Source organism: Phycisphaerales bacterium, assembly GCA_016716475.1.
Taxonomy (GTDB): Bacteria; Planctomycetota; Phycisphaerae; order UBA1845; family Fen-1342; genus JADJWG01.
Genome location: JADJWG010000001.1, coordinates 983280 through 1008765 on the forward strand (window position 1 = coordinate 983280; position 25486 = coordinate 1008765).

A 25486-nucleotide genomic window follows, 5' to 3' on the forward strand; every position below is an offset into this window, starting at 1 on the left:
CTTGCTCTGATCTCTGGAAGGAGGAAGAACATCATGCCACGTTTCAGCTGCACTGCGCTTCTAGCGGCCGGCCTGCTGGCTGTCACTGCGCACGCCACCGTGTTTCTCAATCAGATCTTCATCAACCCGCCCGGTAGTCTCGACGACACGATCGAGTTCATCGAACTGCAGGGCACGCCCTTCATGAAATTGGACGGCTTCGCCATTGCCTTCGTGAATGGCGGGCAGTTCAAGATCCACCCCGCCAACGGCAACTACCCGCCCACCTGTGGCGAGGGGGCTTTCTACACCCTGCTGTACCCGGATATCGTCCGTGATACCTGCAGGCCCGAAATCGACGAGTTCTTCAGTCTCGACGGACTCCAACTCGGTGCCAACGGCCTGCTCGTCCTCGGCATCAGCTCACCGAGCTTCTTCTCCACCATCCTTTCCGACACGAACTATCAGCGCTGGTCCCAACCCGGCGGTCTCTGGAACGGCGGTTTGGACACCCCTGGCAAGCTCCAGAATGACGGCTCCAACACGATCCTGCTCATCCGCAACCGGCCGGGCCTCACACAGGCCATCGCCCTTGATCCGGCGATCGACCCCAAACCGCCGCTCGTCTGGGGCAAGGACGTGGATCCCGATACGGAGGTCAGCTTCCTCGGCACCATCTGCGTCGGCGGCCCCTTCAACGGCCTGCCCTGCAACGTCGCCGGCGATTGTCCCGGCGGAACCTGCCGTGCCGTGATCGAATACGGCAACGGCGCGATCGACAAAGGTGCGCCGGACGGACTCGGCGGCTTCACCAAGGACTTTCGTGGGGCGCTCACCTTGTTCGATCTTTCTGACGATCTCGAGATTGTCGATGAAGTCAGTTACGAGCAAGATCGCGGCTGGGAACATGATTTCGACATGCGCAGTGTCGACCTCGGGAGTTCCTCCAGCGCCTTGCCCGAACGCAAGGTCCACACCCTCGACGACCCCCAGGGCTTTAACCCCGACCTGCTCACCCGCGTGGACTACCGCACCAAGGGCCCCGGCTGGGTACCGGTCCCCGGCGCCGTCGGCGAGTTGCCCAACGGCAATAACTGGCAGGACACCGCCACCGAACAGTGGATTCGCGGTGAGACCATCGTCAACAATGCTATCGGCGGCGCCGGTAACCCACCGCGCATCTGGTACAGCAACGCCCCCAACACGAATCCCGATGCTGTGCAACCCTTTGACACCCACGTACCCCGCTGGCTCAACAACGGTAACGCCCCGGACTACGACTTCAGCGCTCCGCAAACCTACCAGGTGCTGCCCGGTCGGCTGAATCCCCTCGCCATCCCTTTTATCCCCGGCGACAGCAACCGCGACGGCGTTTGCGACGCGGAGGATATTGCCAAGATCGCCGCCGTCTTCGGCGACGACGACTGGGTATTCAGCAACAGCTTCGCCGACGCCCCCGAAGGTAAGGGCGGCGACCCCGCCACGCAGACCCGCCCCTGGGACGTCAATCTCACCGGCGACAACGGCATCGAGTGCAGTGACCTCCAGTGGGCCCTCAACTTCCAGGGGGACACCACCGGCCGCATCCGCGGGGTTCGTTACGACAGCACCGCGCCGTCCGCGGTCGGCGTTGTCCTCAACCCCAGTGCCGGCCTCACCGCGGCCGTGTCCTATGCCATCGAAACAACGACGGCGACCGTACCGGTCGGGGCAGAGGCCTTCGTCATCGTCCGCGGCCAGGTCCTCGCGCCCAACACCATCGGCGACGAGCAGAACGGCATCATGCAGTTCGTGCATGACCTCCACATCGAGCCGGCCGGCATCCTGCGCGTCACAGCGGTCACGCCGTCCCTGCCATTTGAAACCACTCGCACCGGCATTCAGATCCTACTCGGCGAAAACGGGGATGCCGGCGTCATCCGGGTGAACGGCTATACGACCGAATTCACTGCGGGGCTCGCGCAACCGGATCGCCTATACGCCGTCACCCTCACCGCGCTCGCCGAAGGCACCGCCGCAATTACGGTGGCGCCATCCGTCGCGCCCAACTTCGCCACCGGTACGCCCCATGGCCTCAAGCTCGGGCGCACAGCCGACTTCGGGAACCCCGAAAGCGTCACCTACGGCGCGGCCGTTACGGTCGAGGTGGGCGGCGCGCTTCAGAATCTGTGCCCCGGCGACATGAATTGCGATCAGGTGGTCAACTTCGGTGACATCTCGCTCTTCATCGCGGCGATCAAGGTGGGCAGCCCTGCCAGTTGGACCTACGATCCGACCCAGGGCGTATGTGCCTACCTGAACGCCGATACGAATGCTGACGGCCTGGTGAACTTCGCCGACATCTCGGGCTTCATTGCTCTGATCAAAGCCAACCCGGCCCCCTGCCTCACCATCCCGTAGAAACGCACAAAACTGGGGCGGGCCATGCGCCCGCCCCACCGTGCGCTCTCTGCCCAACTTCGTGGCGCTGTGCACCCCCTGCCATGCTCACGGCGCCAGTCCCCTACCAAAGTGCTCGATAGGGCGAGCGATCTTGTCGCGCCAGGCCCACGGAAGCCCCGTGCAGCGCTCGCCGTAGATGATCCCGCACCCGCGGCAGCACCGGCCGTTCGCTGGCCGCATGTCCCAGATGCACCGCGGTGACTCCCCGCCGAAGCAGCTCCAGCGCATCGTGGTGCTTGAACTCCCCGGTCAGCACCAGCGTCTCCGGATCACGGAACAAACGCACGCCGAACGCACCCGCGGCCGCCACTACCCGCCTAAACCTACGGCGCAGATCCCCCACGACGGTTGCCCCGCGGAGGTCCACGTGCTCTTTCAGCCGCCGCAGGAGGTCTAAGCCGCGCTGCGGGCGCACCAGTTCACCCACGCGCCCCATTCCTACTGTCGCCCGCCCCGCCACCTGCTCGACGGTATAGAGATCAAACGCCGGCTCCTCGTAGGGATGGGTCGCGTACAGCGCCCGCACCACGCCGGGCAGCAGCTTCCGCGGCACCACCATCTCGATCCGCAGCTCGTCCACCGTCTCCAGCGTCAGCTTCTGCCCCACTGCCGGCCGCGTCGTCTCATCACCACGAAACGTCCCACGCCCGGCCAACTCGAAGCTGCATTCGGTGTAGTTCCCGATCACCCCCGCGCCTGCCGCGGCCAGCGCAGTCCGCACTCGAGCCGCCTGTTCCCCCGGCACGAAGACCGCCAGTTTCAGCTCCGTACCCGCCTCCACAACCGGCTCCAACGGGTATCTTCGCACCGGCTCCAGCGGATCCAACAGCGCATCATTCGTCCCCTGCGGTGCCGCATCCAGGGCTGTGTGCAGCGCCACCAATGCCACGCGCGCCGCGCACAATTCAGGCAGCAGCGTGGTCGGACCTTCCGCGCTGGGCGTGATGCTTCGAATCCCCTTGAAGATGGGCGGGTGATATAGCACCAGCGCGTCGGCCCGCTGTGTTAACGCCTCGCGCGCGACCGCATCCGTGAGATCGAGCGCGATCAGTACTCGTGTCACTGGCCAGCCCGGCCGCCCGGCGAGCAAGCCCACATTGTCCCAATCCGCCGCAAAGCGCAGCGGGCAAAGCACCTCCACCGCCGCGAGCAAATCCGCGACCCGGACCCTTGCCACATCCCCACCGGTATTTACCTTGCAGCGCACCCGCTTCGTCGGCATGGCCACTCCATCCCAGGCGGCTTCCTCAGGCCGTCTCCGCTTCCCGCTCCCGATCAATCAGGTGCCCATAGGCGATCGCCAGCCGCCGCGTGAGGTCGCCCGGCTTCTCATTCCCGATGGCGCGCCGCCCCACCCGTACCACCGGCAACACTTCCATCATTGTGTTCGTAAGGAAAACCTCCTCCGCCGCCAGGACATCGTCGAGCGTCAGCGCCTCCTCCCGCGTCGGCAGCCGCTCCGCCTCGGCCAGCTCGAGTACCGCCGCCCGCGCGATGCCCGGCAGCACCGGGGTATCCAGTGGCGCCGTCTGCAGCCCACCGTTTCGCACAATGAACACGTTACTGATCGATCCCTCCGCCAGGTGGCCGTCCGGCGTGAACCACAACGCCTCGAGCGCTCCCTGCGTGTGCGCCTGCCGCAGGGCTGCCAGGCGCGCGAAGTAGCTCGTCGTCTTATGTCCGCACGTGGGATCGCTCGGGTTCTGCCGACACGGCGAGACGATCACGCCCACCCCACGCTGATAATGCTCATCCGGATAGCGCTGCCCCGGGCTCGCCGTCGCCACGATAGTCAGCGGCGGCGCCTCCTCTCCGCCCGCATGGAGCGAGCCCGGTGTCACGGTCAACCGCAGGCGCGCATCGCCGCCGGCGGCTCTTGCTACTTGCTGGACCGCCTCGCACAACTCCTCCGCCTCCGGTTGCACCGTCCATCCGAACGCCATGGTCGACGCCCGGAGCCGATCCACATGGCGCTGCTGCCGAAATACGAAGCCATCGTATGATCTCATCGTCTCGAACAGGCCGATCCCCTGCATGAACCCCGCATCAAAGATACCGATGCGCGCCTCCTCGGCGGGCATGACCGTTCCATTCAACCAGACCCAGTTCTGCACGATCGGAGTACCTCGCATGGCTGTGGTTACCATCAGTTGCCCGGATCCTCTCCGCCAGTTGGCCGGTGCCCCGGCGGACGCTGCCGCAGTGTCCCCCAACACGGTCGGAATTGCCAGCCAGACCGCACCCCCCCTATGCTGGCCGTACGGAGTGACCCGATGTACCGCTTGCGACGACTGGCGCCCTACATCCTTCTCGCCTTACTCATCCTGCTCCTCGGATGGACCCTCTGGCGCAATCAAAGACCCACCGATGCCCCGGCCGACGAATTCCTCGACTTCGCTTGTGCCGAGTGTCAGTATGCGTACCGCCTCAGCCACCGCGACTTCGACCGTCTCATGGAGCGGCGCGCATTTCGCATCGAGTCCGGACGGGAATTTCGCCTGCAATGTCCGCAATGCGAACGATACACTGCCCGCCGGATCGAACCGCAACCGGTCCCATCGCCCTAGGACAAGGTGCAGCCGGGTGCAATTGCCCCCCAGGTTGAAAACGCCGTCTGCCGAAATGTCGCCTGGTGGCAGGGTATAATGAAAAGGTCACGCCGGGGCCGAGGAGACTGGGCCTCTTTGCGTACGCTGCCCTTGACTGTGCATGTCACCGCAGGATCTAACGACCATGCTCAGACCATGCCGCAAGTTCCACCGCGCTAGCGCGACCCCGTCGCGATATGGCTTCACTCTCATCGAACTGCTCGTCGTTATCGCCATCATCGCCTTATTGATGGCCATCCTGCTCCCGAATCTCTCCCAGGCGCGCGAACAGGTGCGCCAGGTCAAGTGCCTCTCCAACCTGCGGCAGATCGGCACCGCGATGACGATGTACTTTCGCGATGTGGGCGACTGGTTCCCCTTCGAGAAAAGCAACGCTCACGCCAATCTGCACGGCTTCTACTACGGCGGACACCCCGGGCGACGTTTGCCGGACGATCCCTCCCAATGGTGGGGCTACACCATGCCCTTCTACCGCGACACGCCGCGCGGCCGACCCTTCAACCCGTACCTGTATCCTGATCTGCCGGATTATGACGTACCGCCGAACACCGCGGAGTTCGAGGCCGCGCGCGAAATGCCGGTTTTCCAGTGCCCCTCCGACACCGGCGGATTCTGGCACAACACCACCAGCGAAGACCCCAACTTCCGTTCACTCTACTGGTCTGTCGGCAGCAGCTACACCATGAACTACCACTTCGCGTGGAACTGGGCACGTCCACGCATGCCCTCCCGCTGGCTTCAGCTCTCCAACGCCTTCGTCCGCCAGCAGCTTCGCACCGACAGCGCCCGTATGATCATCCTGTTCGAAGATCCCTTCGACTCGGCCCAGTGGCTGCGCATCCCGCGCCGCGGCTGGCATCGCCAATGGAACCGCCACACCTTCCTTTTCCTGGATGCCCACGCGGCCTACCTTCGCACCAACACGGCCGTCGGCACACGTGGCACCGGGTGGAAGACTGCCTCAGGCAACGCCTTCAGCGACCCGCTCGCATGGTGGAACAACCCCCTCGACCCCGATTACCGTTTCCGCGACCTCCGCCCTTTACCCGGAAACTAACGCGCTCCTTCGGCGGCCAAGAGTTCAAACGATCCAGGGCACCCTTCACTTGCTGGGAGGGGTGGGGCGAGCGGCTCGAATCCGCAAAAAAACACTTCTTTCCCGACCTCTCCCCAATAGACGGGCAAATGGTTGGGATTGCTTTCAGAAATCAGGCACTGTCGCATTCACTCCACAACCCTGAAACAGGACCTTTCACCCTGCCGCCGTCAACGCAGCCACTTCACGCGTGATCGTCGCCGCATCCGCCGCGCTCAATAACGGCTCGTTCGCCCGTACGTTCTCCAGCGCCGCCGCCACCGCCGCCTGGGCCAGCGCCCGCCCTGCAACCACGTCCGACCGTAATTGCGGATTCCCGATTGTGCGCAGCCGCTCCAGCACCTGCTCCACTCGCCGGCACAACCCCGCCGTCTCCAGCGGCACAAACGCCGCCACCGCCGCCGCCCGCGCCACCACCTCGGCCCGGTCCGCCTCGTCCTTCGGCCGTTTCAGCGCCGAACTCAGTGCAGCGTAGGCCGTCGCATCCTCGTCCATCAGCGTCTGTAAGTGCTCTCCCGCCCGCGCGAGTTGTGCCACCAGTGCTTCCACCTCACCCGCCACCTCGGCAAACCGCGGCCGCCCCAACGTGTAACCCGCCGCCATGCGGCCGAGACCCGCCGCCAGCGCCCCCGTCAGCGCCGCCACCGCCCCACCACCAGGCGTCGGCCGAGTTGCCGCCAGTTCCGCGAGAAACTGCTCGATGCTGAGTTCGGCCAACCTGGGCATTGCAACCTCCTTCAAACCACGTAGCGTCTAACTTCGCGGAGCCCCGTTTCCAGCCGCTCTATTATGAACATTGCGACCCGCACCTGACAGGTGGAGCACCATGCAACACTATCGATCCACGCGTCGCCCCGGCAGTACGGTATCACACTGCCGGATTCCCAGAGTCCCATGCACTCTGTTCATCTTTCCCTGCTACACTCCCCGGCGCCATGTTCGATCTGACCCAGGATGAAATCGATCGCCGCCACATGCAAGAGGCCCTGCACCTCGCCGAGCGTGCCCTCGAATCCGAGGATGTCCCGGTCGGCGCCGTCGTCGTCCTCGACAACCGCATCATCGGCCGCGGCTACAACCAGCGCGAGAAGCTCCATGATCCCACCGCGCATGCGGAGATGCTCGCCCTGACGGCGGCCGCCGAGCACCTCGGGCAGTGGCGGATCGAAAACGCCACGATGTACGTGACCCTCGAGCCCTGCCCGATGTGCGCCGGGGCCCTCGTTCTCGCCCGGGTGGCCCGGCTCGTGTTCGGTGCAGCCGATCCGAAAGGCGGCGCCTGCGGCTCGCTTTACCAGCTTACCACCGATCCACGGCTCAACCACCGCCTCGAAACCAACGGCGGAGTGCTGGCAGAACCGGCCGCGGAACTGCTGCGCGCCTTTTTTCGACACCGGCGCGCTCTGGGCGAAAAGTGACTGGCCGGGGTGATCGCCCACAGGCCGTCAGGCCCCCCGGTGAACCGAACCGCCGCGCTGCCCCATCGCCGCCGCCGCCGTATAATTCCGCTCATGAGCACCCGCCCTTCGTGAAGGAGTGCCGCGTGGCCGACCAGGGATCCGTCTGGCAGCGATTGGGGAGCATGATTCGCGGTGCGCCGCGCGACGAACCCACGCGCGCCGAAGTCGAACGCCTCGAGACCGCCGCACCCGCCCCGCTCGAACGTGCGGATCGCCGCATTCCCTGGTGGAAGCGCCGGGCGCTGCGCCATGCCCAGGCGCGCGAGGTTTCGCGCCGCATCGTCGAACTCGCCAACGTGATGCATGAACACCTCAAACGCCAGGAAGAGCGCCATGGCGAGGTGGGGGTCGCGCTCCAGCGCCTCGGCACCCTGCTCGAAACCGTTACCACCCAGCAGAAGAATACGGCCGACACCTTGCGTAGCGTAGCGGACAGCGCCGCCCTCACCGGCAAACACTCCGCCGTGATCAGTGATGCCGTCTCGCGCATACCCGATTCGATGCTCTCGCAGGCCGATGCCGTCCGCAAGCTTAGCCAGCGCATTGAGCTCGCACAGGAATCTGACACCCAGCTCCATCACGCCTTGCAGCAGTTCCAGCGTTCCGTCGAGAAGCTCAGCGCCAGCGATGGCTCGCGGGCCGAGGCCCTGCAGCAACTGCACTCCGCCCACGAAAGACACCACGATGCCCTGCGCGCCCTCATCCGCGAGCAGAGCCGCCGCTTCCTCGTCATCATCCTCATTGTCGGCATCGTCGTCGTCGCGGCACTCGCCGCCCTCGGCACGACGCTGGCTCTTTCTCTGCAGCGCTGAGGGTCCGCATGGCCGCGGCCGCGATCACGAAGCGCATCACGCGGCGCTGGCACCGCCTCTGCGACAACCTGGCCGCCCGCTGGCGCGACCCCGCCTGCGCCCACCGTGGAGATCCCCGGCACTTCACCGGTACCTTCAACCGCGCCTGGCCCGTTCCGTCTTCCGGGCCCCCCCTCCGCGTCCTCCTTGAAGTGGCGGACTTCTGTGCCGGAGGTCTCGAACGCGTCGTGCTCGATCTTGCGCATGTGCTGCGCGCCGCAGGCCACGAACCACTGCTGCTCATCACGGGCCAACGCGGTGCTGCCGCGGAAAACGCTGCCCAGGCGGGCTTGCGAATCCACACCCTGCATCCGCCCACGGCTTGGCCGCATGCTTACCGCGAACTGCTGCGAAGTGAGCGCATCGACATCGTGAACGCGCATGCCTCGCTCTACGGCGCTCCGCACGCTGCCGCGGCCGCCATCCCATTCGTGCAGACCGTGCATAACACGCTGGTTTGGTTTGAACCGCGTGAGGTGTACGCGTACCGCGCCGCGGACAGCCATACGAGTGCCTACGTCTGTGTCTCGGACGCAGTCGCCGCCGACTTCGCCGCGCGCTGCGGCATACAACCCGACAAGCTCGCTACGATCCCCAACGGGATCGACACCACCGCCTTCCATACCCGCCGCGCGGCACACGACCGCACCGCGGTGCGCCAGGCCCTCGGTCTCCGTCCGGCACACCTCCTGATTCTCAACGTTGCCGCGCTCGCCGGGTCGAAGGGCCAGCTATTCCTCGTCCGCGCCTTCGCACGCGCACGTCGCGAACGCGATGACCTGCGACTGATCCTCGTCGGTGGCGCGGCCGAGCCCGACTATGCCGCGTTCGTCGCCAACGAAGCCGCGCGCCAGGGAGTCGCCCCCGTGGTCATGCTCACCGGCTATGCTCACGACCCGACGCGCTACTTCGCCGCTGCGGACGTGTTCGCGTTGCCATCGCTCTGCGAAGGATGGAGTCTGGCTCTCACCGAAGCGGCCTGCGCAGGCCTCCCACTCGTCGCGAGCGACGTCGGTGGCGCGCGGCCCCTCTGCGAACGTTTTGGCGGGCACCTCGTGCCGCCCCCATTTCTGCACACGTGCGCATTGTCCGCAGCCGGGTTCGTCCGACTCGCACACCGGCCGCTGCCGGACTACGAGGCGGCGCTCGCCTCTGCACTGCTACAGGCCGCGGAACGTCCCATCCTCCGACCCACGGACGAATCGCAGCGCACGCTCGACCGCTCGTCCGCCTTCGCCCCTTACCTCGCGCTTTTCGCCCTGCTGCGAGCGCGCCACACAGCGTTACCGCCACGGCTGACGACACCGGTCGCATAAACGTAGACCGTACCCGGCCACCCCAAAGACATCAGCGCATAAAGTGGGCCGGCGGTCGGGACGTGCGGGGGGGGACACGTACGCCAACGCAATCCGGCCCGGGGATCGAACCCATCGGGGAGGGTCGGTGCGCCCGCCCCGATGACGCGTACTGATGCTAATCAGACCGTACAAACTGCCGCAAGCAATGTCAACTGGGGATCCAGGATTCGAACCTGGACTAACTGATCCAGAGTCAGTCGTGCTACCGTTACACCAATCCCCAAAACGCACGTTACCATGCGGGACTTTAAGCGGTTGCGACCCTCAAATCAACGGCCAGCGGGGGCCTGGCCCTCTTTCGCAACCGGTTCCGGAGAGGGTTCCTTCGCACTTTGGGACTGCCGCTGCCGCCACTGCTTCTCGTTCAGGGATCCGATGGCCACCGCCTTCCGCAAGATCTTGTCACGCTCGTCAGCCCCGGCCTTGTCAAATTCACCGGCGCAGTGCGGGCAGCGGAACAGGATCACCTGCCCGTCGACTACGCGGCGGGCCGCAGGGTCCACCGGCAAGTCGGAAACCGGGCATCGCGTCTGAAAAGTGAAACACTCCTCCAGCTTCGCCTCGAACGGCTTGCGATCCTTGACCCAACGTGCGCGGGCCTCGACGGTAGCGAAGAAGATCGCTTCCTCCCCCGCACCTTCGAAGATATCGGTCGCGGGCTGCTCCCCCGTCACGGGGCACTTCACCTGTAACCGCAGGAGCGGGTCCGCCTCCCATTGCGCCGTGATGCCATCCGCGTATTCGAGCGGATCGGCTTTGAGTTTCTCCAGATCGGCCGCTGTCGCGCAGTAGACCCAGCGATCCCGGAAACGCATTGCAACCTTACGGTCGGCGGGTTTCCCGCTCACCGGACAGGTCAACTTGGGCACCACGGCTGACGCTTCGGTCGCTGCTGGGCGTGTCTCCTGGGCAGACACCACCACGCCCCCCAGCCACAGGCCGACGCTGCACCAGATCGCCAGACGCATGGCTTGTTACTCCGTTACCGAACGCCGTACTACGCTTTCGGCAGGTACTTCCTGGTCGCTTCGCAAAGTTCCTTCACGTGTTCGACACTCGCAGCAAACATTTCCTTCTCGCGGGTATCGAGCTCGATCTCCAGCACTTTCTCCACCCCGCCGGCCCCCAGCACGCACGGCACACCGACGAAGTACCCGCCAATGCCGTACTCTTTCTCGCAGTACGCAGCGCAGGGCAGTACGCGCTTCTTATCGCGGATGATCGATTCCGCCATCGCGATGGTCGCCGCCGCCGGCGCATAGTACGCACTCCCCGTCTTCAGTAGATTCACAATCTCCGCGCCGCCGTTGCGCGTCCGTGTCACGATCTCATCCAGCTTGCCGGAACCCATGAGCTGGGTTACGGGAATGCCGCCCACCGTCGTGTAGCGCGGCAGCGGGACCATGTCATCACCATGGCCACCCAGCAGCATCGCCTGCACATCCTCGACGCTGCACCCCAGTTCCGATGCGATGAACGCCCGGTACCGCGCTGTGTCCAACACACCCGCTTGCCCCACCACCCGCTGCGTTGGGAAACCCGAAACCTGGTGCGCCGTGTAGACCATCGCATCGAGCGGATTCGAGACGATGATCAACACCGCGTCCGGGCTCTGTGCGATCGCCTTGGCGGTGACATCCGCCACGATCTTGACGTTCGTCTCGAGCAGTTGATCGCGGCTCATCCCCGGCTTGCGCGGAATCCCTGACGTGATGATGACGACTTCACTGCCGGCCGTCGCGGCATAGTCGTTCGTGCCCGTAATCGCCGCGTCGTAGCCCTCGATCGGTGAGGCCTGATACAGGTCGAGGGCCTTGCCTTGCGGCATGCCCTCGACAATGTCGACCAGTACGATGTCGCCCAGTTCCATCGCCGCGGCCCAGTGCGCACACGTCGCGCCCACGTTCCCAGCACCAATGATCGTGACCTTTGCTCGCTTCATGCGGCTCCATCTCCGTCCAAACATGCGGCTGCCCATACCACGCCCAGGATGGACGCGGTCGACCGCTGCGATTGTACTGCCCCAGCCGTCCGCCGCATATCCCGGACTCGCACGAGCCGTAGCCCCGGCGGCACTCCGACCCCGTGGCACAGGACTTCACAGCTCAATCCGCCTGCTATTTGTTCAGATGAATGATGTAGGCCTCCAGCATGATCATGTGGTGACCCGCCATCTTCGCAACCTGCACAAGCTGCTGCTGCGAATCCACCTCTTCCACCTGCTCGTCCACGTACCACTTCAGGAACGACTGCGTCGCGTAGTCACTCTCCTTGATTGCAAGCGCCATCAGCTCATGCACCTGGCTTGTGACCTTGCGCTCATGCTCGAGTGACGCCTCGATCGCGGCCAACACCGATTCCCAAGTCTCCTGGGGCGCCGGGATCGGGGCGAGCTTCACCTTGCCCTCGACCGTCGGGATGTAGTCGAGGATCTTGAGCGCGTGCCCGCGTTCCTCATCGCTTTGCGTACGGAACATCTTCGACAAGTTCCGCAGGCCCAGCTCCTCAAACATGCACGACATCGACAGGTAAGTCTGCGATGCAAAGAATTCGTTCGTGATCTGCTCGTTGAGCTTTGCGTTTAACTGGGCGGAAATCGCCATGCGTCGCCACCTTTCGTGTACGTGTGTTCCGGTGATCGTGTCGGCCCAGGCGTCTGTGTACCCGTACGCCCGCCCGCCCGGACCCCAGTTCATGATCTGCGGCCGCGCACGGGTGCGGAATTATAAGTGGCAGCGCGGGTACCGACCACGATCAACCCGTGTCGCACCATACAACAATTGCTTGGGTATCCCACCACTCGATTTAGGTGGTTATCCACGGATCGCGACCAGCAACCGTGCAATCCGATCTCGTGTGCTCGTCAGACGCCGTACGACCCGCCGAACCTCCGCCGCGCGCTCCACCGACGGCGCGATCTGGTCCGCGACCGCCTGCACATCGAGTCCCACCAACCGGGCGGCAACCAGATCCACCAGTTCGCGTGACCAGCGCTCTCCTTCACGCACAACGTAAGCACGCGGCCAACGACCAGCCGCATCCAGAAGTGGCGCCACGCCGCGCATGAGCGCCAGCGACGCGACGCGCTGCTGGGCAACCTCGCCGGCCGCGGCCCATTCGAGCAGGTCGTCAATCCCCCGTAATTCACCCAGCTCCAACCATGCACAGGCCCGTCCCAATTCGTCCCATGCCTCGTCCCGCTCGGGCACCTCGGCCGCCAGCCGCCGAAACCCCTCCGGGTCTACCCGAGCGGCCGCAATCCATGCCGTGTGCCGAACGTACGCATCGGGATCGTTCTGTAACACCGAAGCGATCAGCGGAAAGCAATCCGCGTCCCGCGTCCGACCCAGGGCATGTACATAAGATTCACGGACAGCCGGAACCGCTTCTGACCGACTCTCAAGGGCCTCAATTATGGCTCGTCGCGAATGCAACATGGAATCGTGCTGCGTGGTGCGCCACGCCCCCACGCGGCGCGCCTCCGGATCAGTCGATGCCAGCAGTTCGAGCGCCTCGCGATCGTGGCGTCCCGCCAGTAACCAAGCCAAAGAACCCCCTGTCAACCCTAATAGCATGACCGCCCCCACGGTCACCGCCAGGTACCGTCCCCACGGCACACTTGACTGGCGTTGCGGTCGTGAATCCGTCGAATTCTGCCAACCCAAACGCGCACCTCAACTCGCAACGTGCCACCGTTTGCCCCACCGCCGCCGGGCGGCTAGACTCAACGAACTGGTAGCGTACCGACGGAAGAGACCGATGGCAAAAATCCTGTCCGCCCATCTGGATGCCGCCCCCCATCGCTTTGCGCTGGTCGTTGGGCGGTTCAATGAGTTCATCACGTCGCGCCTTCTTTCGGGCGCGCTCGATGAACTCACTCGCCACGGCGCCGACGTCGAGCAGCTCGTGCAGGCCTGGGTCCCCGGCTCCTGGGAAATTCCCCTCGCCGCCCAGCGCCTTGCCCAGTCCGGCCGCTACGCAGCCATTATCTGCCTCGGTTGCGTGATTCGTGGCCAGACACCGCACTTTGACTACGTTGCGGCCGAAGTTTCCAAGGGGATCGCCCAGGTCTCGCTCGCAACGGGCGTGCCGATCAGCTTCGGAATCGTCACCGCCGACTCCCTCGAACAGGCCATCGACCGCGCCGGCGCCAAAGCCGGCAACAAGGGCTCCGACGCCGCCCGTGCCGCCATCGAGATGGCGAACTTGCTGCGGCTGGTCGACGAGGCGTAGGTGCAGCGCGTGGAACCCCGCCAGCGTCCGCGTCCCGGTCACGACCCGCGCTCCGATGCTCGGTTGCTCGCGGTGCAGGCCCTGTGCTCTTTCGAGATGCTGGGCGACGCTTTCGGCACGCAGCTCGAGAGCTTCCTCCACGACGAGGAGAACCACGCCGATCTCGGCCTCACGCCCCCCGTGGATCTGAACTGCCTGGCGCTCGCCCGGACCCTCGCCCAAGGCGCATGGCAAACCCGCAACCGCGCCGATACCCTGATCCGCACGCATGCGCCGCAGTGGGCGATCAACCGCCTCGTACCCGTGGAGCGCAACATCCTCCGCCTCGGCCTCCACGAACTGCTCGAATACCATGGCACGCCGCCCAACGTCGTCCTCGACGAAGCGGTGAAGATGGCCCACCTGCTGGGAGGCAACGAGTCGCCCGCCTTCATCAACGGCGTGCTCGACGCGATTCGCCGCGCTCTACGCGACCCGCCCCCCCCAACCGCCCCGCCGGAGGACGCATCGGCAACACCGCCCGCAACCCCTGGAGGACCGTCCTGACATGGGTCTGTTCGACCTGATCAAGCGCGGCCTTTCGAAGACCCGCGACAAGCTCGCCAGCGGGCTCCGCGCCCTGCTCCCTTTTGGACGCAAGATCGACGAAACCCTGCTCGAAGAGTTGCAGGATGCGCTTCTTTCCGGCGACATGGGCCCCCGGGCAGTCACGGGTCTGATCGACGAGGTTCGGAGTGCCTGGCGCGCCGGACAGGTCAGCGAAGCCCAGGAAATCATCCCCTTCCTCAAGCAGCGCATCGCTTCCACCTGGGATGCCTCAGACCGCGCGCTGCACTTCGCACCGCAGCCACCGACAGTCGTCTTCGTCGTGGGGATTAACGGCTCCGGAAAAACAACCAGCGTCGCCAAGCTCGCCTATCACCTCCGACAGCAGGGCAAGTCCGTACTCCTCGGCGCATGCGACACCTTCCGTGCTGCTGCGGTTGAACAACTCACCGTCTGGGCCGGGCGCGTCGGGTGTGACATTGTCAAGCATCAGCAAAACAGCGACCCCGGCGCCGTCGCCTTCGATGCGGTTGACGCGGCCATCGCCCGCAAGACCGACGTTCTCCTGCTCGACACCGCCGGACGCCTGCACACCCAGGACCACCTCATGAAAGAGCTCGGAAAAATACGGCGCGTCGTCCAGCGCCGCCTCCCCGAAGCCCCCCACGAGGTCCTGCTCGTCCTCGACGCCACCATCGGCCAGAACGCCATCAACCAGGCCAAGGTCTTCGCCGAGGTCGTCGACGTCTCCGGCCTCATTCTCGCCAAGCTCGACGGCTCCGCCAAGGGCGGGATCGTCGTCGGCATCCGTGACCAGCTCGACATCCCCGTGAAGTTCGTCGGTTTGGGCGAAACCATCGAGGCGCTCCAGCCCTTTGATCCACACGCCTTCGCTGAAGCCCTTTTCGCTGACCTGTAACGCCGCGCCTGCCCCGCACTTCCGGACTGCGGTCGCGGCACGCAATTCGCACAACACCTGCCAGCAATCGCACCTCCCCGGCAAGGAGTCGGCTGGACCACCGCCCGCCCACTCCAGCCACTATCATCCCCACGTGCACAGCCCTGATGGATGGAGGTTCGGCATGCATCCCCTGCTCGCACCACTCGAGTACCACGCAACCCACCGCCCGCACCACCCCGCTGCGTGGGACCAGAATCTCATGCTGGACTACGCCCAGTTCCACGCCGTCGCCCAGGGTCTCGCCAAGCAGGTCGTCGAGCAAACTGACCGTCCCCACGTCGGAATTCTCGCCCCCACCTCGACCGCCGGCGCCGCTGCCATTTTCGCCTGCTGGTATGCCGGCCGAATCCCCGTCCCACTCAATTTCATGCTTGCGCCCACCGAACTCACCCGCGTGATCGCCGATGCGGAACTCGACCTCGTACTCGCCGTCGACCTCTTCTCCGAACAAGCCCGGGCCGCCGGGCTCCGTGTACTGCCACTCGATGCCCGCACACTCGTTCCCGGCCGGCTCACTCCACCCCGTGCCGACGAGCGCGACACCGCCGTCCTGCTCTACACCTCCGGCACCTCCGGTGAGCCCAAGGGCGTCATGCTGAGCTGCGGCAACATCATCCGCAACGCAGCGGCCTGCGTCGAAGCCATCGACCTTCAGCCCGACGAGGTTTTCCTCGGCCTGCTGCCCCAGTTCCACGCCTTCGGTCTCACCACGACTACCTTCGTCCCTCTCTACCTCGGCGCGACCGTCCACTATCTCCCACGCTTCAGCGGCGTCACCGTGCTCAATCTCATCGCCGAACGGCACGTCACCGTCTTCATCACCATCGCCAGCATGTTCGGTGCTCTCGCTGCCATGAAGAACGTCGCACCGGAAACCCTCGCGTCCCTCCGCCTCCCCGTCAGCGGTGGCGAACCCCTCCCACAACCCGTCGCAGAAGTCTGGGAACAGCACTACGGCCGCCGCATCTACGAGGGATATGGCATGACCGAGGCCTCCCCGGTGATCTCTCTCAACACACCTGCCGCCTATCGCCCGCGCAGCGTGGGACGACCGCTTCCCGGCGTCTCCGTCACCGCGGTGGATCTCGAGGGGCAGCCGGTGCCCGCGGGCAGCGATGGCGAACTCGTCATCCGCGGGCACGGCATTCTTCAAGGTTATCGCGGCAAGCCGGAGCAGACGGCGGCCGTGCTGCGTGACGGCGCCCTGTACACCGGCGACATCGGGCGCGTCGACGCTGACGGATTTATCTACATCACTGGCCGAAAGAAAGAGATGCTGATCGTCGGTGGCGAGAACGTGTTCCCACCGGAGATTGAAAGCGTGCTCTTGCGGCATCCGGCCGTGCAGGAAGCCGCCGTGATCGGTGTGCCGGACGGACTGCGGGGAGAGGCGCCGGTGGCGTTCGTAATTCTGCGGCCGGAGGCCACGGAGGCACCCGCGGCGCGCGACGGCCGCTGCGACGAGGCCGCGCTGCGGGCGTTCTGCAAAGAGCACCTCGCCAGCTACAAGGTGCCGCGGCAGGTGCGGATCGTTGCGGACCTGCCACGCGGGCCGACCGGGAAGATCCTCAAACGCGCCCTGTCCAATACACTCCCGGCCTGAGTCATACCGAGCAGGCCGGCGCCGCTCCCCCATGAGGAGGCGCGGCGCCCGGCACGCTGCTCTTTGGTTTTCAAAAGGGGGATTAGCGCTTGCGCATCGTGCCTTTCATCTCCATGACCTTCATCAGGCCGAGGAAGGCATAGCCGCGCGATTCCCATTCGGCCGTGTTCTCGTCCGTCCAGCGCATCGTGCCACGGCCGTTGAGGGTCTGGCCGGTATTCGTATCGCGCATCTCGCTGGTACAAGCCCAGGTGTTGTCCTTCTCGTTGTAGCGACACTTCATCGTCATGTGGAAGCCGTAGTCGTCAATGGCGAGCATGTGGTAGCGGTTCGCGGCCTTGTCATACCACCACAGCGAAATTCCCTTGACGGGCTTGTCGTTCATCTGCCCTTCGAACTCCTCAACCAACGCCCAGCCGTTCGCGGTGGCACGGGTCGTCGATTGGGCGGCCATCATGGCCGATTCCTCGACACCGGCGAACTTCATCTCACCAAACGACTCCCAGTTGCCGACGAAGCGATCGAGTTGGGCATACTCGACCGGGCGCTCCGGCTTGCGCATCATCTCGTCGAGGTCCGGGGCGCCGCAGCCGCCGAGGAACAACGCCACGGGGATCAGGATCAGACCATACCGGTTTCGCATGAGGTTTCCTCCGACATGTGAAGAAATGGCGTCCGCCACACGCGGGCAGCACAGGGGCGCCCGGCCGCAACCGCAACCGGTGGGCCCGAATGTGGGCGCAGTCTGCCACGAATCCACGGAGAATGGAAGCGCGGGACTCGGGGGGATCAGAACTGGCGGCGCTGGCGGGCGGGGGGGATGTCGAGCTGGCTGCGGTACTTGGCGACGGTGCGGCGCTTGATCTCGACACCCTCGGCAGCGAGCCGCTCGACAATTTCATCGTCGTTGAGCGGGTTGCGCTTGTCCTCCTGGCGGATGATCTCCTCGACTTTGGCGCGAATACTGGCCCAGCCGAGGGCGTCGCCCTCGTCGGTCGTGGCGCCCCCGGTGAAGAACATCCGCAGCGGATACACCCCGCGCGGCGTCTGCATGTATTTTTCGTCGACTGTTCGGCTGATGGTGGAAGGATCGCACTCGAAACGCTCGGCGAGGTCGCTCATGCGGAGCACGCGCAAGTGCTGTTCGCCCTGGTCGAGAAACTCGCGCTGGGCGGCGACGACAGCCCGCGCCACATCGAGCAAGCGTTCGCGGCGAAAACGCACCGCATCGATGATCGCGTTGGCGGCCTCGATTTTCTGCTTGATGAATTCACGCGTGGCCTTGTCGCGGCCGGCGCGCTGCAGCAGTTCACGAAACTCGGGTGAAATGCGCAGTTCGCGCTGGTTGCTGCGGGCGAGGCGGACTTCGTAGCGCTCGTACTCCTCGTCGTACTCGACAATCAGATCCGGCACGATCGAGGGCACCAGCCGCTCGACCATTTCGCTGCCAGGGTGCAGATGCAATTGCGCGATGACACCGATCGCCGCCTTGATTTCTTCGACCTCAACGCCGAGGGCCCGCGCGATCTGCGGCACACGGTTCTTCTGGAGATCCTCGAAGTGCTCGCGCAGGATGCGCTCCTCGAGGTCGTTCCGTCCCGGCAGCGCGGCCAACTGCAACAGCAGGCATTCCTGCACCGAGCGGGCAGCGATCCCCGGCGGATCGAGTTTCTGGACGAGGCGCAACGCCTGCTCCAGCTCCGCCGGCGTGACGGGCGGCTCGAGGACGAGCGTGGATGCCAGTTCGTCGAGCGGCAGACCAAGGCGCCCGTGATCGTCGATGTGCTCGATCAGGGCGTTGCCCAGCGCGTGCGTACGTTCGTCGTGCTCGGCGAGGCCCCACTGGGAGAGCAGGTAATCGTGCAAACCCGCCGGACGGGCGGCGGTGTTGGACATGGCCTCGAGCTTCTGATCGCCGGCTTCGGCCAGCGCATCGCCGCTGCGCCGACCGACATAATCGTCGTCAAGCCAGTCATATTCGGTGACAAGCGAATCGAGTCGCTCGAAGTCTTCCGCCGCGTCCCCGACCTCGAGCGAACCATCGCGGTCGGCCAGTGCCTCCGGGGCGCTCTCGGCCGACTCGGTCCGGTCGTATTCGGCCTCGTCGGACAGCAGCTCAAGGGCAGGATTGGAATCCACTTCGTGCTCGAGGCGCGACTCCAGTGCCAGCGCGTTGAGCTGCAGGATATCCATCGCCTGGATGAGTTGCGGCGTGAGGCGCTGCTGCTGCTGCAGAAGCTGGCGCGGGATTTGAGAGAGGACTTGCGACACGACCGAGAGGTCCTTTCCTAGTCGTACTCAGGGTGCGGATCGGACACACGGGAGACAGGTGAGGGCCATGTCAGTAATCTCGTCAGCCCCAACCCGCGCGTCTGTCCCGGTGCCGGCCCGAACGTCCGGCCATGCGGCCCAAGCAAGTTCCGTACCACTATGAACATACGTGGAGATTCGGCAGAAGTCAAAACCAACCTTGAGCTCCGATACGACGCAGGGCCGTGCTCGACCCACCGGGCGGAGCGGGCTACGCTGATGGGGGGCAGGTTCGCTGCACGACTTCTGAGAGGTTGACCGGCCATGGCGCAGTCGAAGAAGTTCACCGTCACGCTCATTCCCGGCGATGGGATCGGTCCCGAGGTCTGCGGTGCAACTGTCCGGCTGCTGGAAGCGGCCGGGGCCCCGCTGATCTGGGAGACCTGTGCGGCCGGGGCGGAAGTCTTCAAGCGCGGGCTTTCGAGCGGGGTACCGCAGGAAACCCTCGACTCGATCGCACGGAACCGGGTGGCGCTGAAGGGACCACTCGAAACGCCGGTGGGATTCGGTGAGAAGAGTGCCAACGTCACCCTGCGGAAATTGTTCGAGCTTTATGGCAACGTACGACCGTGTCGGGAACTGCCGGGCGTGCAGGCGGTATTTGCGGGGCGGCAGATCGACCTGGTAGTTGTGCGCGAGAACGTGGAGGATCTATACGCCGGGATCGAGCACATGCAGACGCCGGGGGTGGCGCAGTGCCTGAAGCTGATCTCGCGAAAGGGCTGTGAAAAGATTGTGCGCCTGGCGTTCGAATTGGCCCGGGCTGAGGGACGGAAGCAGGTTCATTGCGCAACGAAGTCAAACATCATGAAGAAGACAGAGGGGCTGCTCAAGCGCACCTTCGAGGAGCTGGCGCCGGAGTACGCCGACATCCGGACCGACCATATCATCATCGACAATTTGGCGCATCAGTTGGTGCGCTGGCCGGAACAGTTCGATGTCATCGTCACGACGAACATGAACGGCGACATCATCAGCGACCTGACATCGGGCTTGACGGGCGGTCTCGGCTTGGCGCCTTCTGCGAACATCGGCAACGAAGTGGCGATATTCGAAGCGGTGCACGGCTCGGCACCGACATTGGCGGGTAAGGATCTGGCGAACCCGATTGCGATCATGCTTTCGGCGCTGGCAATGTTGCGACACCTGGGTGAATTCCTGATCGCGGAGACAGTCGAGCATGCGATCATGATCACGCTCGCAGTAGGCCGCAACCTCACCGTCGACCTGGTGGGCGACCATGCCGCCGCGACCTGCACGCAGTTCACCAACACGGTGATTGCGAACCTCGGGCGCCGCTCGGAACACTGGCACGTGCACCACTACCGGCCGATTCAGTTGCCGCGCATCGATCCGCGCCCGGACCTGGTGCGGGCGCAGATTCGGCGCGTGGTGGGAGCGGACCTGTTTGTCGAATCGAGTCTGGACTCGCACGCGCTGGGTGCGAGTCTGGACGCGATCGTGGCGCAGATGCCGCTGCGGCTGAAGATGATCTCGAACCGCGGGACCAAGGTGTATCCGGGGCCGCGACAGATCACGGACTGCGTGGATCACTGGCGATGCCGATTCATGATGCGCGAAGAGGTTCGCGATCTGAGCGATCATGACCTGGCTGTGCTGGTCGAGGCGGTGGGTGCGAAGCACCACTGGATGCACCTGGAGAAATTGTCGATCTTCGACGGCGAGGTGGGGTTTACCAAGGCACAGGGCGAGGACTGAGCGCGGCGCCGGGCCGGGCGGCCAGGAGGGCCGGGGAATGGTGACGTGGTGGCTCGTGGCGGCCGGCAGCGCGGGGGGGCTCGCCCTCGTGGCCACCGGCCTGTTCCGCGATCGTGGTGCGATGGGCCCACGTTGCCCGCGCTGCTGGTACGACATGCGCGGTGGCGGGCTGCGGTGTCCGGAATGCGGACATGTTGTCTGGCACGCCCGCGAGTTGCTGGCGCGGCGACGACGGTGGGGCTGGGTCGTGACCGGCGGCATGCTGCTGGTCCTGAGCGCAGCGCTCAGTACGTGGCAAGCCGGACTCGTCGACCCGCAAGCGTGGTTGCCTCCGTGGCAGACGCTGCTGAGCCGCACACTCGCCGGAGCAGAGGTACGGATCGACGGGCATCGGCGCACGGGGGAGCAGCGGTTACGGATTCGCGTGGGAGGTCGCGATCGGCTGTTACTTCCCGGTTGGCGCCTGGCGCTGGGCGGACAGGGCTATCAAGCACCGACCGAAGTGGGCGTCGGGCAGGATGTCACTGGCACCGGCAGTCCAAGTCTGATCGTGGTCGACTACTCCGGTGGGGCGCATTGCTGCTGGACCTACTACGTGCTCGATCTGGCACCCCCGCGCATCGTGGCGGTACTCGACACGACGACAGCCGGCTACTTTGACGACCTCGATGACGACGGGGTGTACGAGTTCATCACGGCTGACCCGACCTTCGATTACTGGAACGCGAGTCACGCGGAGTCGCCTTTTCCGCGCGTGGTCCTGGCCTTTCGCGCGGGGCGGTATCGGCTCGCACCGGAGTACATGCGGACCGCACCACCATCGAGTGCGGACTTCGACGCATGGGTGAACGAGGCCCGCACCTCCCAGAGTTTCTCTGGCTCCCGACCCGCACCCCTGTTCTGGGGCCGCATGCTCGACCTGATTTATGGCGGACATGCGGATTTGGCCGAGGAGTTGTTTCGTCTGGGCTGGCCGCCCGAGATACCCGGAAAGCATGAGTTCCGGGCCGACTTCGACCGCACCCTGCGTAGCAGCCGCTATTGGCCTGACCTGCGGCTCATGCAGTTGTCGCCCGAGCCACACTGAGCAGCGGGGCCGGCTGTTCAGCCGTAGATGGAATCCGGCGGATAACTGATAAACTCGACCCAGCGCCCGCCGGGCGCTTCGAGGTAGAAGCTGCGCGTTTTGTCGCGGTGAGTGCGGATGGACCGGCCGTGTTCCGTGGCGAGGCGTTCGAGCTCGACGTCACTCACGCGGAAACCGATGTGATCGGGGTGCTTGCCTGCCAGAATCAAGGCCAGCTTGGCACCCCCGGTTTCGAGAAAAGCCCATGAATCGTCCTGGTACAGCACGCGCACACCCGGCAGGTGCCGCTGGTACCAAGCCACGGCGGCGGCGATGTCTGGCACCTGATGGGCGCAGTGATCGAATACGAACGAAGTGGTCTGTGTTTGGCTCATGCGCTCAAGCTCCGGATCGTCACCGGGGATTGTAGCGCAAGGCCGCGCAGGATGCGGGCACTCGCGGACAGGCCGAGGTTCAGGGGCGCTTGGCGCGACGCCCGGCCTTCGCGGTAGCGCCGACCGCTTTCGGCGGCACATAGGCACAAAGCGGAGACGAAGCGCTGGTCGGATCGATCAATTTGCTGATCTTGCAGGCCGTGAATGACCTCTCAATCATTGCGATGGTTTCGTCAAGCTGCTTGTGCAGCGGGCATAGTTCTTCGCCGTGGGCTTCGAAGCCCAGGGGGCAACCGTCGATCCGACGGAGTGGGTCCACGGCCTGCACCACCTCCCACATCGTGAGGGCGGTCGGCGACTTCGCCAGCGTAAACCCGCCTCCCAGTCCGCGCTGTGAATGCAGCAACCCGGCACGGCTGAGGCCCTGGAGCACCTTCGCCAGGTAGCCGGCTGGAACACGGGTTGCATCCGCTATCTGCTGGGCCGTCAACGGCTTTTCGGGGTTCGCGGCCAACCACACGACAGCCCGCAGCGCGTACTCAGTTGTCTGACTGATCACCGCACATTCTCCCTGTGGATATTCATGCCTGTATACCCACGATAGATTCTTTTCGGCCCGGGTCAAGCGGATATGACAAAAGAATAGGCATATCCGGCAAACTTTTCAGCAATCCCCTTGCCGGGAACGCTTACATAATTTGATGAAACATCTGAAAATCAATTCCCCCCGAGGGCCGCCAACCGCTCAGCAACTTCCAGCGCCGCTGCCGGTCGCCCCAGTGCCGCCGCTGCTGCTGCCATCGCTCGCCGCACGGTTTCATCCGCGAGGCGATCCAACGCTGTCCGCAGCGGGGCCGCATTCAGTTCCGGCCGCAGTCGGTCCTCCAGCATCACCGCCGCCCCCTGGTCGACCAGCACTTGGCCATTGGCGTGCTGGTGGCGGTCACGATGGTATGGATAGGGCAGCAGAATCGCTGGTTTTCCCAGCGCGGTCAACTCCGCCAGCGTCGAAGCACCGGCCCGGGCGACCACCAGATCGGCCGCTGCGAGTGCTGCCGCCATTTCCGCGGTGAATCCGAGTACGGTCGCCGGCACCCCCGCCACCGCGTAGGCCTTCCGCACAGCAACCTCGTCCGAAGGGCCGGTCAAGTGGAGTAGCTGCCACTCCGGGTGGGCCTTGTGGAAGGCCGGCCAGACCCGTACCAGCGCTTCATTGACCGTTCGGGCTCCCTGTGAAGCACCTGTCACGAGCAGCACCGGACGGCCGGTCTCCAACCCAAAGAGCGCATGCCCGCCGCTGGCGCCCGCGAACGCCGCGCGAATCGGGCACCCGAGGACCGCGACCTTGGTACCCGGTGGAAAATGCTCCCGCGAGTGATCCCACTGGACGATCACGAGATCGGCGTAGCGGGCGAGGTGGCGGTTGGCGCGTCCGGGGATGGCGTCGGGGTTGAGGATGGCGGTCGGGATACCGAGGCGACGGGCGGCGACTACGGGCGGACCAGCGGCGTAGCCACCGAGTCCGAGCACAGCGTTGGGGCGCTCGGCCCGGAACAGCCGGGTAGCACGGGCAACGCTGCGGCGCCAATGCCATAGGAATCCAGGTAGCCGCAGGGGATGCAGCGACAGCGGGCGCACGGTCTGCGTGACTTGTGCGAAGGTCGTGGGGGCCAGCAGTTGGTGATCGAGCGGGCGCGTGGTTGTAAGAAACGTAACGGCCGCGCTGGGAAAGCGCTGCCGGAGAGCATGGGCCACCGCGATGCCCGGGTAGAGATGTCCACCCGTGCCACCGCCGGCCAGCACGAATCGCAGTGCCTGCATGGGCGGGCATCATAGCGTGCCGAGTCGGCACCGGGGAGCAGGGCTCGGTACACTGGACGATCCCTGGTGGAGTGCGTGTCTGGTGGCAGCGGAGTCTGCGTTGACAAAGTGCCTGTTCGTTTCCGACCTGCACGGTTGCGCCGCACGCTATGGGAAGTTGTGGGCGGCGATCCGGGCCGAGCGGCCCGTGGGCGTATTCCTGGGCGGCGATTTACTGGGCAGCGCGGCGCGTGTCGCCGCCGGGGCACCGCCCGATGAGTTCGTGGCGCGGGAAATCGGTCCGGCGTTGCGAGCGCTGCGGGTGGAACTGGGTCCGATGTACCCGCGCATCTTCACGATCCTGGGGAACGATGATCCGGCCCTGTGCGAACCGGCGGTGGTGGCACTCGCGGCGGAAGGCCTGTGGACATACGTGCACGGGCGCTGCGCAACGCTGGAAGCGTGGACGGTCTACGGATACGCGTGTGTGCCGCCGACGCCATTTGCGCTGAAGGACTGGGAACGGTACGACGTATCGCGGTACGTCGATCCCGGCTGTGTATCTCCTGAAGACGGCGTGCGGAGCGTCCCGTGCGCCCTGGAGGAGGTGCGGTTCGGGACCATCGCGAACGATCTGGAGCATCTGTGTGGCTCTGCCGACCTGACGCGTTCAATCCTGTTGTGCCACGCGCCACCACACGCGACGGTGCTGGATCGAGCAGCGCTGGACGGTCGCATAATCGATCACGTGCCGGTGGATGTCCATGTGGGGAGCATCGCGCTACGGCGGTTCATCGAGCAGCGACAGCCGTGGATCACGCTGCACGGACACATCCACGAGTCAGCGCGACTCACGGGCCATTGGCGGGTAACGCTGTTGCAAACACACTGTTACAGTGCGGCCCACGACGGTCCGGAATTGGCGTGCGTGTGGTTTGATCCTGCGGATCGGGCGGCGGCGCACCGGGAACTGAGGTGAGCTGCACGATCCTGCGGAATGGGGGGGCGCGCCCGGGCACTGCCCGGGGATCTGCGCATGCACGAATCCCGTGCTGGGG

25 protein-coding genes and 1 tRNA gene are annotated in these 25486 nt (G+C 65.1%); 13 read left to right on the forward strand and 13 right to left on the reverse strand.

Annotation, left to right across the window (positions count from 1 at the left end; all coding sequences use genetic code 11):
- Positions 1–33: 33 nt before the first annotated feature.
- Positions 34–2379: a hypothetical protein gene (locus IPM18_04055; GenBank protein MBK9118762.1), complete on the forward strand. Its 2346-nt coding sequence runs from the start codon at positions 34–36 to the stop codon at positions 2377–2379.
- A gap of 103 nt (positions 2380–2482) precedes the next feature.
- Here IPM18_04055 and IPM18_04060 read toward each other — a convergent pair whose 3' ends face one another.
- Both IPM18_04060 and IPM18_04065 read right to left on the reverse strand, forming a co-directional pair.
- Entirely contained in the window at positions 2483–3643 is a 1161-nt protein-coding gene (locus IPM18_04060) for a Nif3-like dinuclear metal center hexameric protein (GenBank protein ID MBK9118763.1), read from the reverse strand.
- Positions 3644–3668: 25 nt separating this feature from the next.
- Positions 3669–4553, reverse strand: a complete 885-nt coding sequence (locus tag IPM18_04065) for an aminotransferase class IV family protein (protein MBK9118764.1) — start codon at positions 4551–4553, stop codon at positions 3669–3671.
- A gap of 141 nt (positions 4554–4694) precedes the next feature.
- Between IPM18_04065 and IPM18_04070 the strand changes: the two genes are divergently transcribed.
- Both IPM18_04070 and IPM18_04075 read left to right on the forward strand, forming a co-directional pair.
- Positions 4695–4988 carry a hypothetical protein gene (locus IPM18_04070; GenBank protein MBK9118765.1) on the forward strand — a complete coding sequence of 98 codons (294 nt, stop codon included), beginning with the start codon at positions 4695–4697 and terminating at the stop codon, positions 4986–4988.
- A gap of 166 nt (positions 4989–5154) precedes the next feature.
- The gene (locus IPM18_04075; protein MBK9118766.1) at positions 5155–6087 is read left to right on the forward strand and encodes a DUF1559 domain-containing protein; all 933 of its coding nucleotides are present in this window, start codon (positions 5155–5157) and stop codon (positions 6085–6087) included.
- A 195-nt stretch (positions 6088–6282) separates the two neighbouring features.
- Here IPM18_04075 and IPM18_04080 read toward each other — a convergent pair whose 3' ends face one another.
- On the reverse strand, positions 6283–6852 hold the full coding sequence (locus IPM18_04080) for a cyclodeaminase/cyclohydrolase family protein (GenBank protein ID MBK9118767.1): 570 nt from the start codon (positions 6850–6852) through the stop codon (positions 6283–6285).
- A gap of 209 nt (positions 6853–7061) precedes the next feature.
- On the opposite strand from IPM18_04080, the gene tadA reads away from it, so the two are divergent.
- From tadA to IPM18_04095, 3 genes are all read left to right on the forward strand, one after another.
- Positions 7062–7544: a tRNA adenosine(34) deaminase TadA gene (gene tadA / locus IPM18_04085; protein ID MBK9118768.1), complete on the forward strand. Its 483-nt coding sequence runs from the start codon at positions 7062–7064 to the stop codon at positions 7542–7544.
- Between the two features lie 125 nt (positions 7545–7669).
- Positions 7670–8398 carry a hypothetical protein gene (locus IPM18_04090; GenBank protein ID MBK9118769.1) on the forward strand — a complete coding sequence of 243 codons (729 nt, stop codon included), beginning with the start codon at positions 7670–7672 and terminating at the stop codon, positions 8396–8398.
- 8 nt (positions 8399–8406) lie between these two features.
- A complete protein-coding gene (locus IPM18_04095; GenBank protein MBK9118770.1) occupies positions 8407–9753 on the forward strand; it encodes a glycosyltransferase family 4 protein in 1347 nt (448 codons plus the stop codon).
- Between the two features lie 194 nt (positions 9754–9947).
- Here the strand turns inward: IPM18_04095 and IPM18_04100 are convergent.
- The 5 genes from IPM18_04100 to IPM18_04120 form a co-directional block, all read right to left on the reverse strand.
- A tRNA-Gln gene (locus IPM18_04100) sits at positions 9948–10018 on the reverse strand.
- A 46-nt stretch (positions 10019–10064) separates the two neighbouring features.
- Positions 10065–10763, reverse strand: coding sequence for a hypothetical protein (locus IPM18_04105; protein ID MBK9118771.1), 699 nt, complete (start codon positions 10761–10763; stop codon positions 10065–10067).
- Positions 10764–10792: 29 nt separating this feature from the next.
- Entirely contained in the window at positions 10793–11737 is a 945-nt protein-coding gene (mdh, locus tag IPM18_04110) for a malate dehydrogenase (GenBank protein ID MBK9118772.1), read from the reverse strand.
- A 175-nt stretch (positions 11738–11912) separates the two neighbouring features.
- Positions 11913–12398 carry a ferritin gene (locus IPM18_04115; GenBank protein MBK9118773.1) on the reverse strand — a complete coding sequence of 162 codons (486 nt, stop codon included), beginning with the start codon at positions 12396–12398 and terminating at the stop codon, positions 11913–11915.
- Positions 12399–12608: 210 nt separating this feature from the next.
- Positions 12609–13343 carry a HEAT repeat domain-containing protein gene (locus IPM18_04120; protein ID MBK9118774.1) on the reverse strand — a complete coding sequence of 245 codons (735 nt, stop codon included), beginning with the start codon at positions 13341–13343 and terminating at the stop codon, positions 12609–12611.
- Positions 13344–13554: 211 nt separating this feature from the next.
- Here IPM18_04120 and IPM18_04125 point away from each other — a divergent pair, with 211 nt between their 5' ends.
- The 4 genes from IPM18_04125 (at position 13555) to IPM18_04140 (ending at position 17138) form a co-directional block, all read left to right on the forward strand.
- Positions 13555–14028, forward strand: coding sequence for a 6,7-dimethyl-8-ribityllumazine synthase (locus IPM18_04125; protein ID MBK9118775.1), 474 nt, complete (start codon positions 13555–13557; stop codon positions 14026–14028).
- A 9-nt stretch (positions 14029–14037) separates the two neighbouring features.
- Positions 14038–14574, forward strand: a complete 537-nt coding sequence (gene nusB / locus IPM18_04130; protein ID MBK9118776.1) for a transcription antitermination factor NusB — start codon at positions 14038–14040, stop codon at positions 14572–14574.
- A gap of 1 nt (position 14575) precedes the next feature.
- Positions 14576–15493, forward strand: a complete 918-nt coding sequence (ftsY, locus tag IPM18_04135; protein ID MBK9118777.1) for a signal recognition particle-docking protein FtsY — start codon at positions 14576–14578, stop codon at positions 15491–15493.
- A 163-nt stretch (positions 15494–15656) separates the two neighbouring features.
- Positions 15657–17138 carry an AMP-binding protein gene (locus tag IPM18_04140; protein ID MBK9118778.1) on the forward strand — a complete coding sequence of 494 codons (1482 nt, stop codon included), beginning with the start codon at positions 15657–15659 and terminating at the stop codon, positions 17136–17138.
- Between the two features lie 82 nt (positions 17139–17220).
- Here IPM18_04140 and IPM18_04145 read toward each other — a convergent pair whose 3' ends face one another.
- Together IPM18_04145 and rpoN are read right to left on the reverse strand one after the other, a co-directional pair.
- Positions 17221–17781, reverse strand: coding sequence for a DUF1579 family protein (locus IPM18_04145; GenBank protein MBK9118779.1), 561 nt, complete (start codon positions 17779–17781; stop codon positions 17221–17223).
- Between the two features lie 146 nt (positions 17782–17927).
- Positions 17928–19409, reverse strand: coding sequence for an RNA polymerase factor sigma-54 (gene rpoN, locus IPM18_04150; protein MBK9118780.1), 1482 nt, complete (start codon positions 19407–19409; stop codon positions 17928–17930).
- A gap of 303 nt (positions 19410–19712) precedes the next feature.
- On the opposite strand from rpoN, the gene IPM18_04155 reads away from it, so the two are divergent.
- Positions 19713–21167 carry an NADP-dependent isocitrate dehydrogenase gene (locus IPM18_04155; GenBank protein MBK9118781.1) on the forward strand — a complete coding sequence of 485 codons (1455 nt, stop codon included), beginning with the start codon at positions 19713–19715 and terminating at the stop codon, positions 21165–21167.
- A gap of 37 nt (positions 21168–21204) precedes the next feature.
- The gene (locus IPM18_04160; protein MBK9118782.1) at positions 21205–22254 is read left to right on the forward strand and encodes a hypothetical protein; all 1050 of its coding nucleotides are present in this window, start codon (positions 21205–21207) and stop codon (positions 22252–22254) included.
- A 17-nt stretch (positions 22255–22271) separates the two neighbouring features.
- On the opposite strand, the gene IPM18_04165 is transcribed toward IPM18_04160, so the two are convergent.
- The 3 genes from IPM18_04165 to IPM18_04175 all read right to left on the reverse strand — a co-directional run bounded on the left by IPM18_04165 (position 22272) and on the right by IPM18_04175 (position 24449).
- A complete protein-coding gene (locus tag IPM18_04165) occupies positions 22272–22628 on the reverse strand; it encodes a VOC family protein (protein ID MBK9118783.1) in 357 nt (118 codons plus the stop codon).
- A gap of 79 nt (positions 22629–22707) precedes the next feature.
- Complete coding sequence (locus tag IPM18_04170) at positions 22708–23187, reverse strand: Rrf2 family transcriptional regulator (protein ID MBK9118784.1); 480 nt, start codon at positions 23185–23187, stop codon at positions 22708–22710.
- A gap of 158 nt (positions 23188–23345) precedes the next feature.
- Positions 23346–24449 (reverse strand): UDP-N-acetylglucosamine--N-acetylmuramyl-(pentapeptide) pyrophosphoryl-undecaprenol N-acetylglucosamine transferase, encoded by a 1104-nt coding sequence (locus IPM18_04175; protein ID MBK9118785.1) that lies wholly within the window; start codon positions 24447–24449, stop codon positions 23346–23348.
- 100 nt (positions 24450–24549) lie between these two features.
- Here IPM18_04175 and IPM18_04180 point away from each other — a divergent pair, with 100 nt between their 5' ends.
- Complete coding sequence (locus IPM18_04180) at positions 24550–25407, forward strand: metallophosphoesterase (GenBank protein ID MBK9118786.1); 858 nt, start codon at positions 24550–24552, stop codon at positions 25405–25407.
- Positions 25408–25486: the final 79 nt, after the last annotated feature.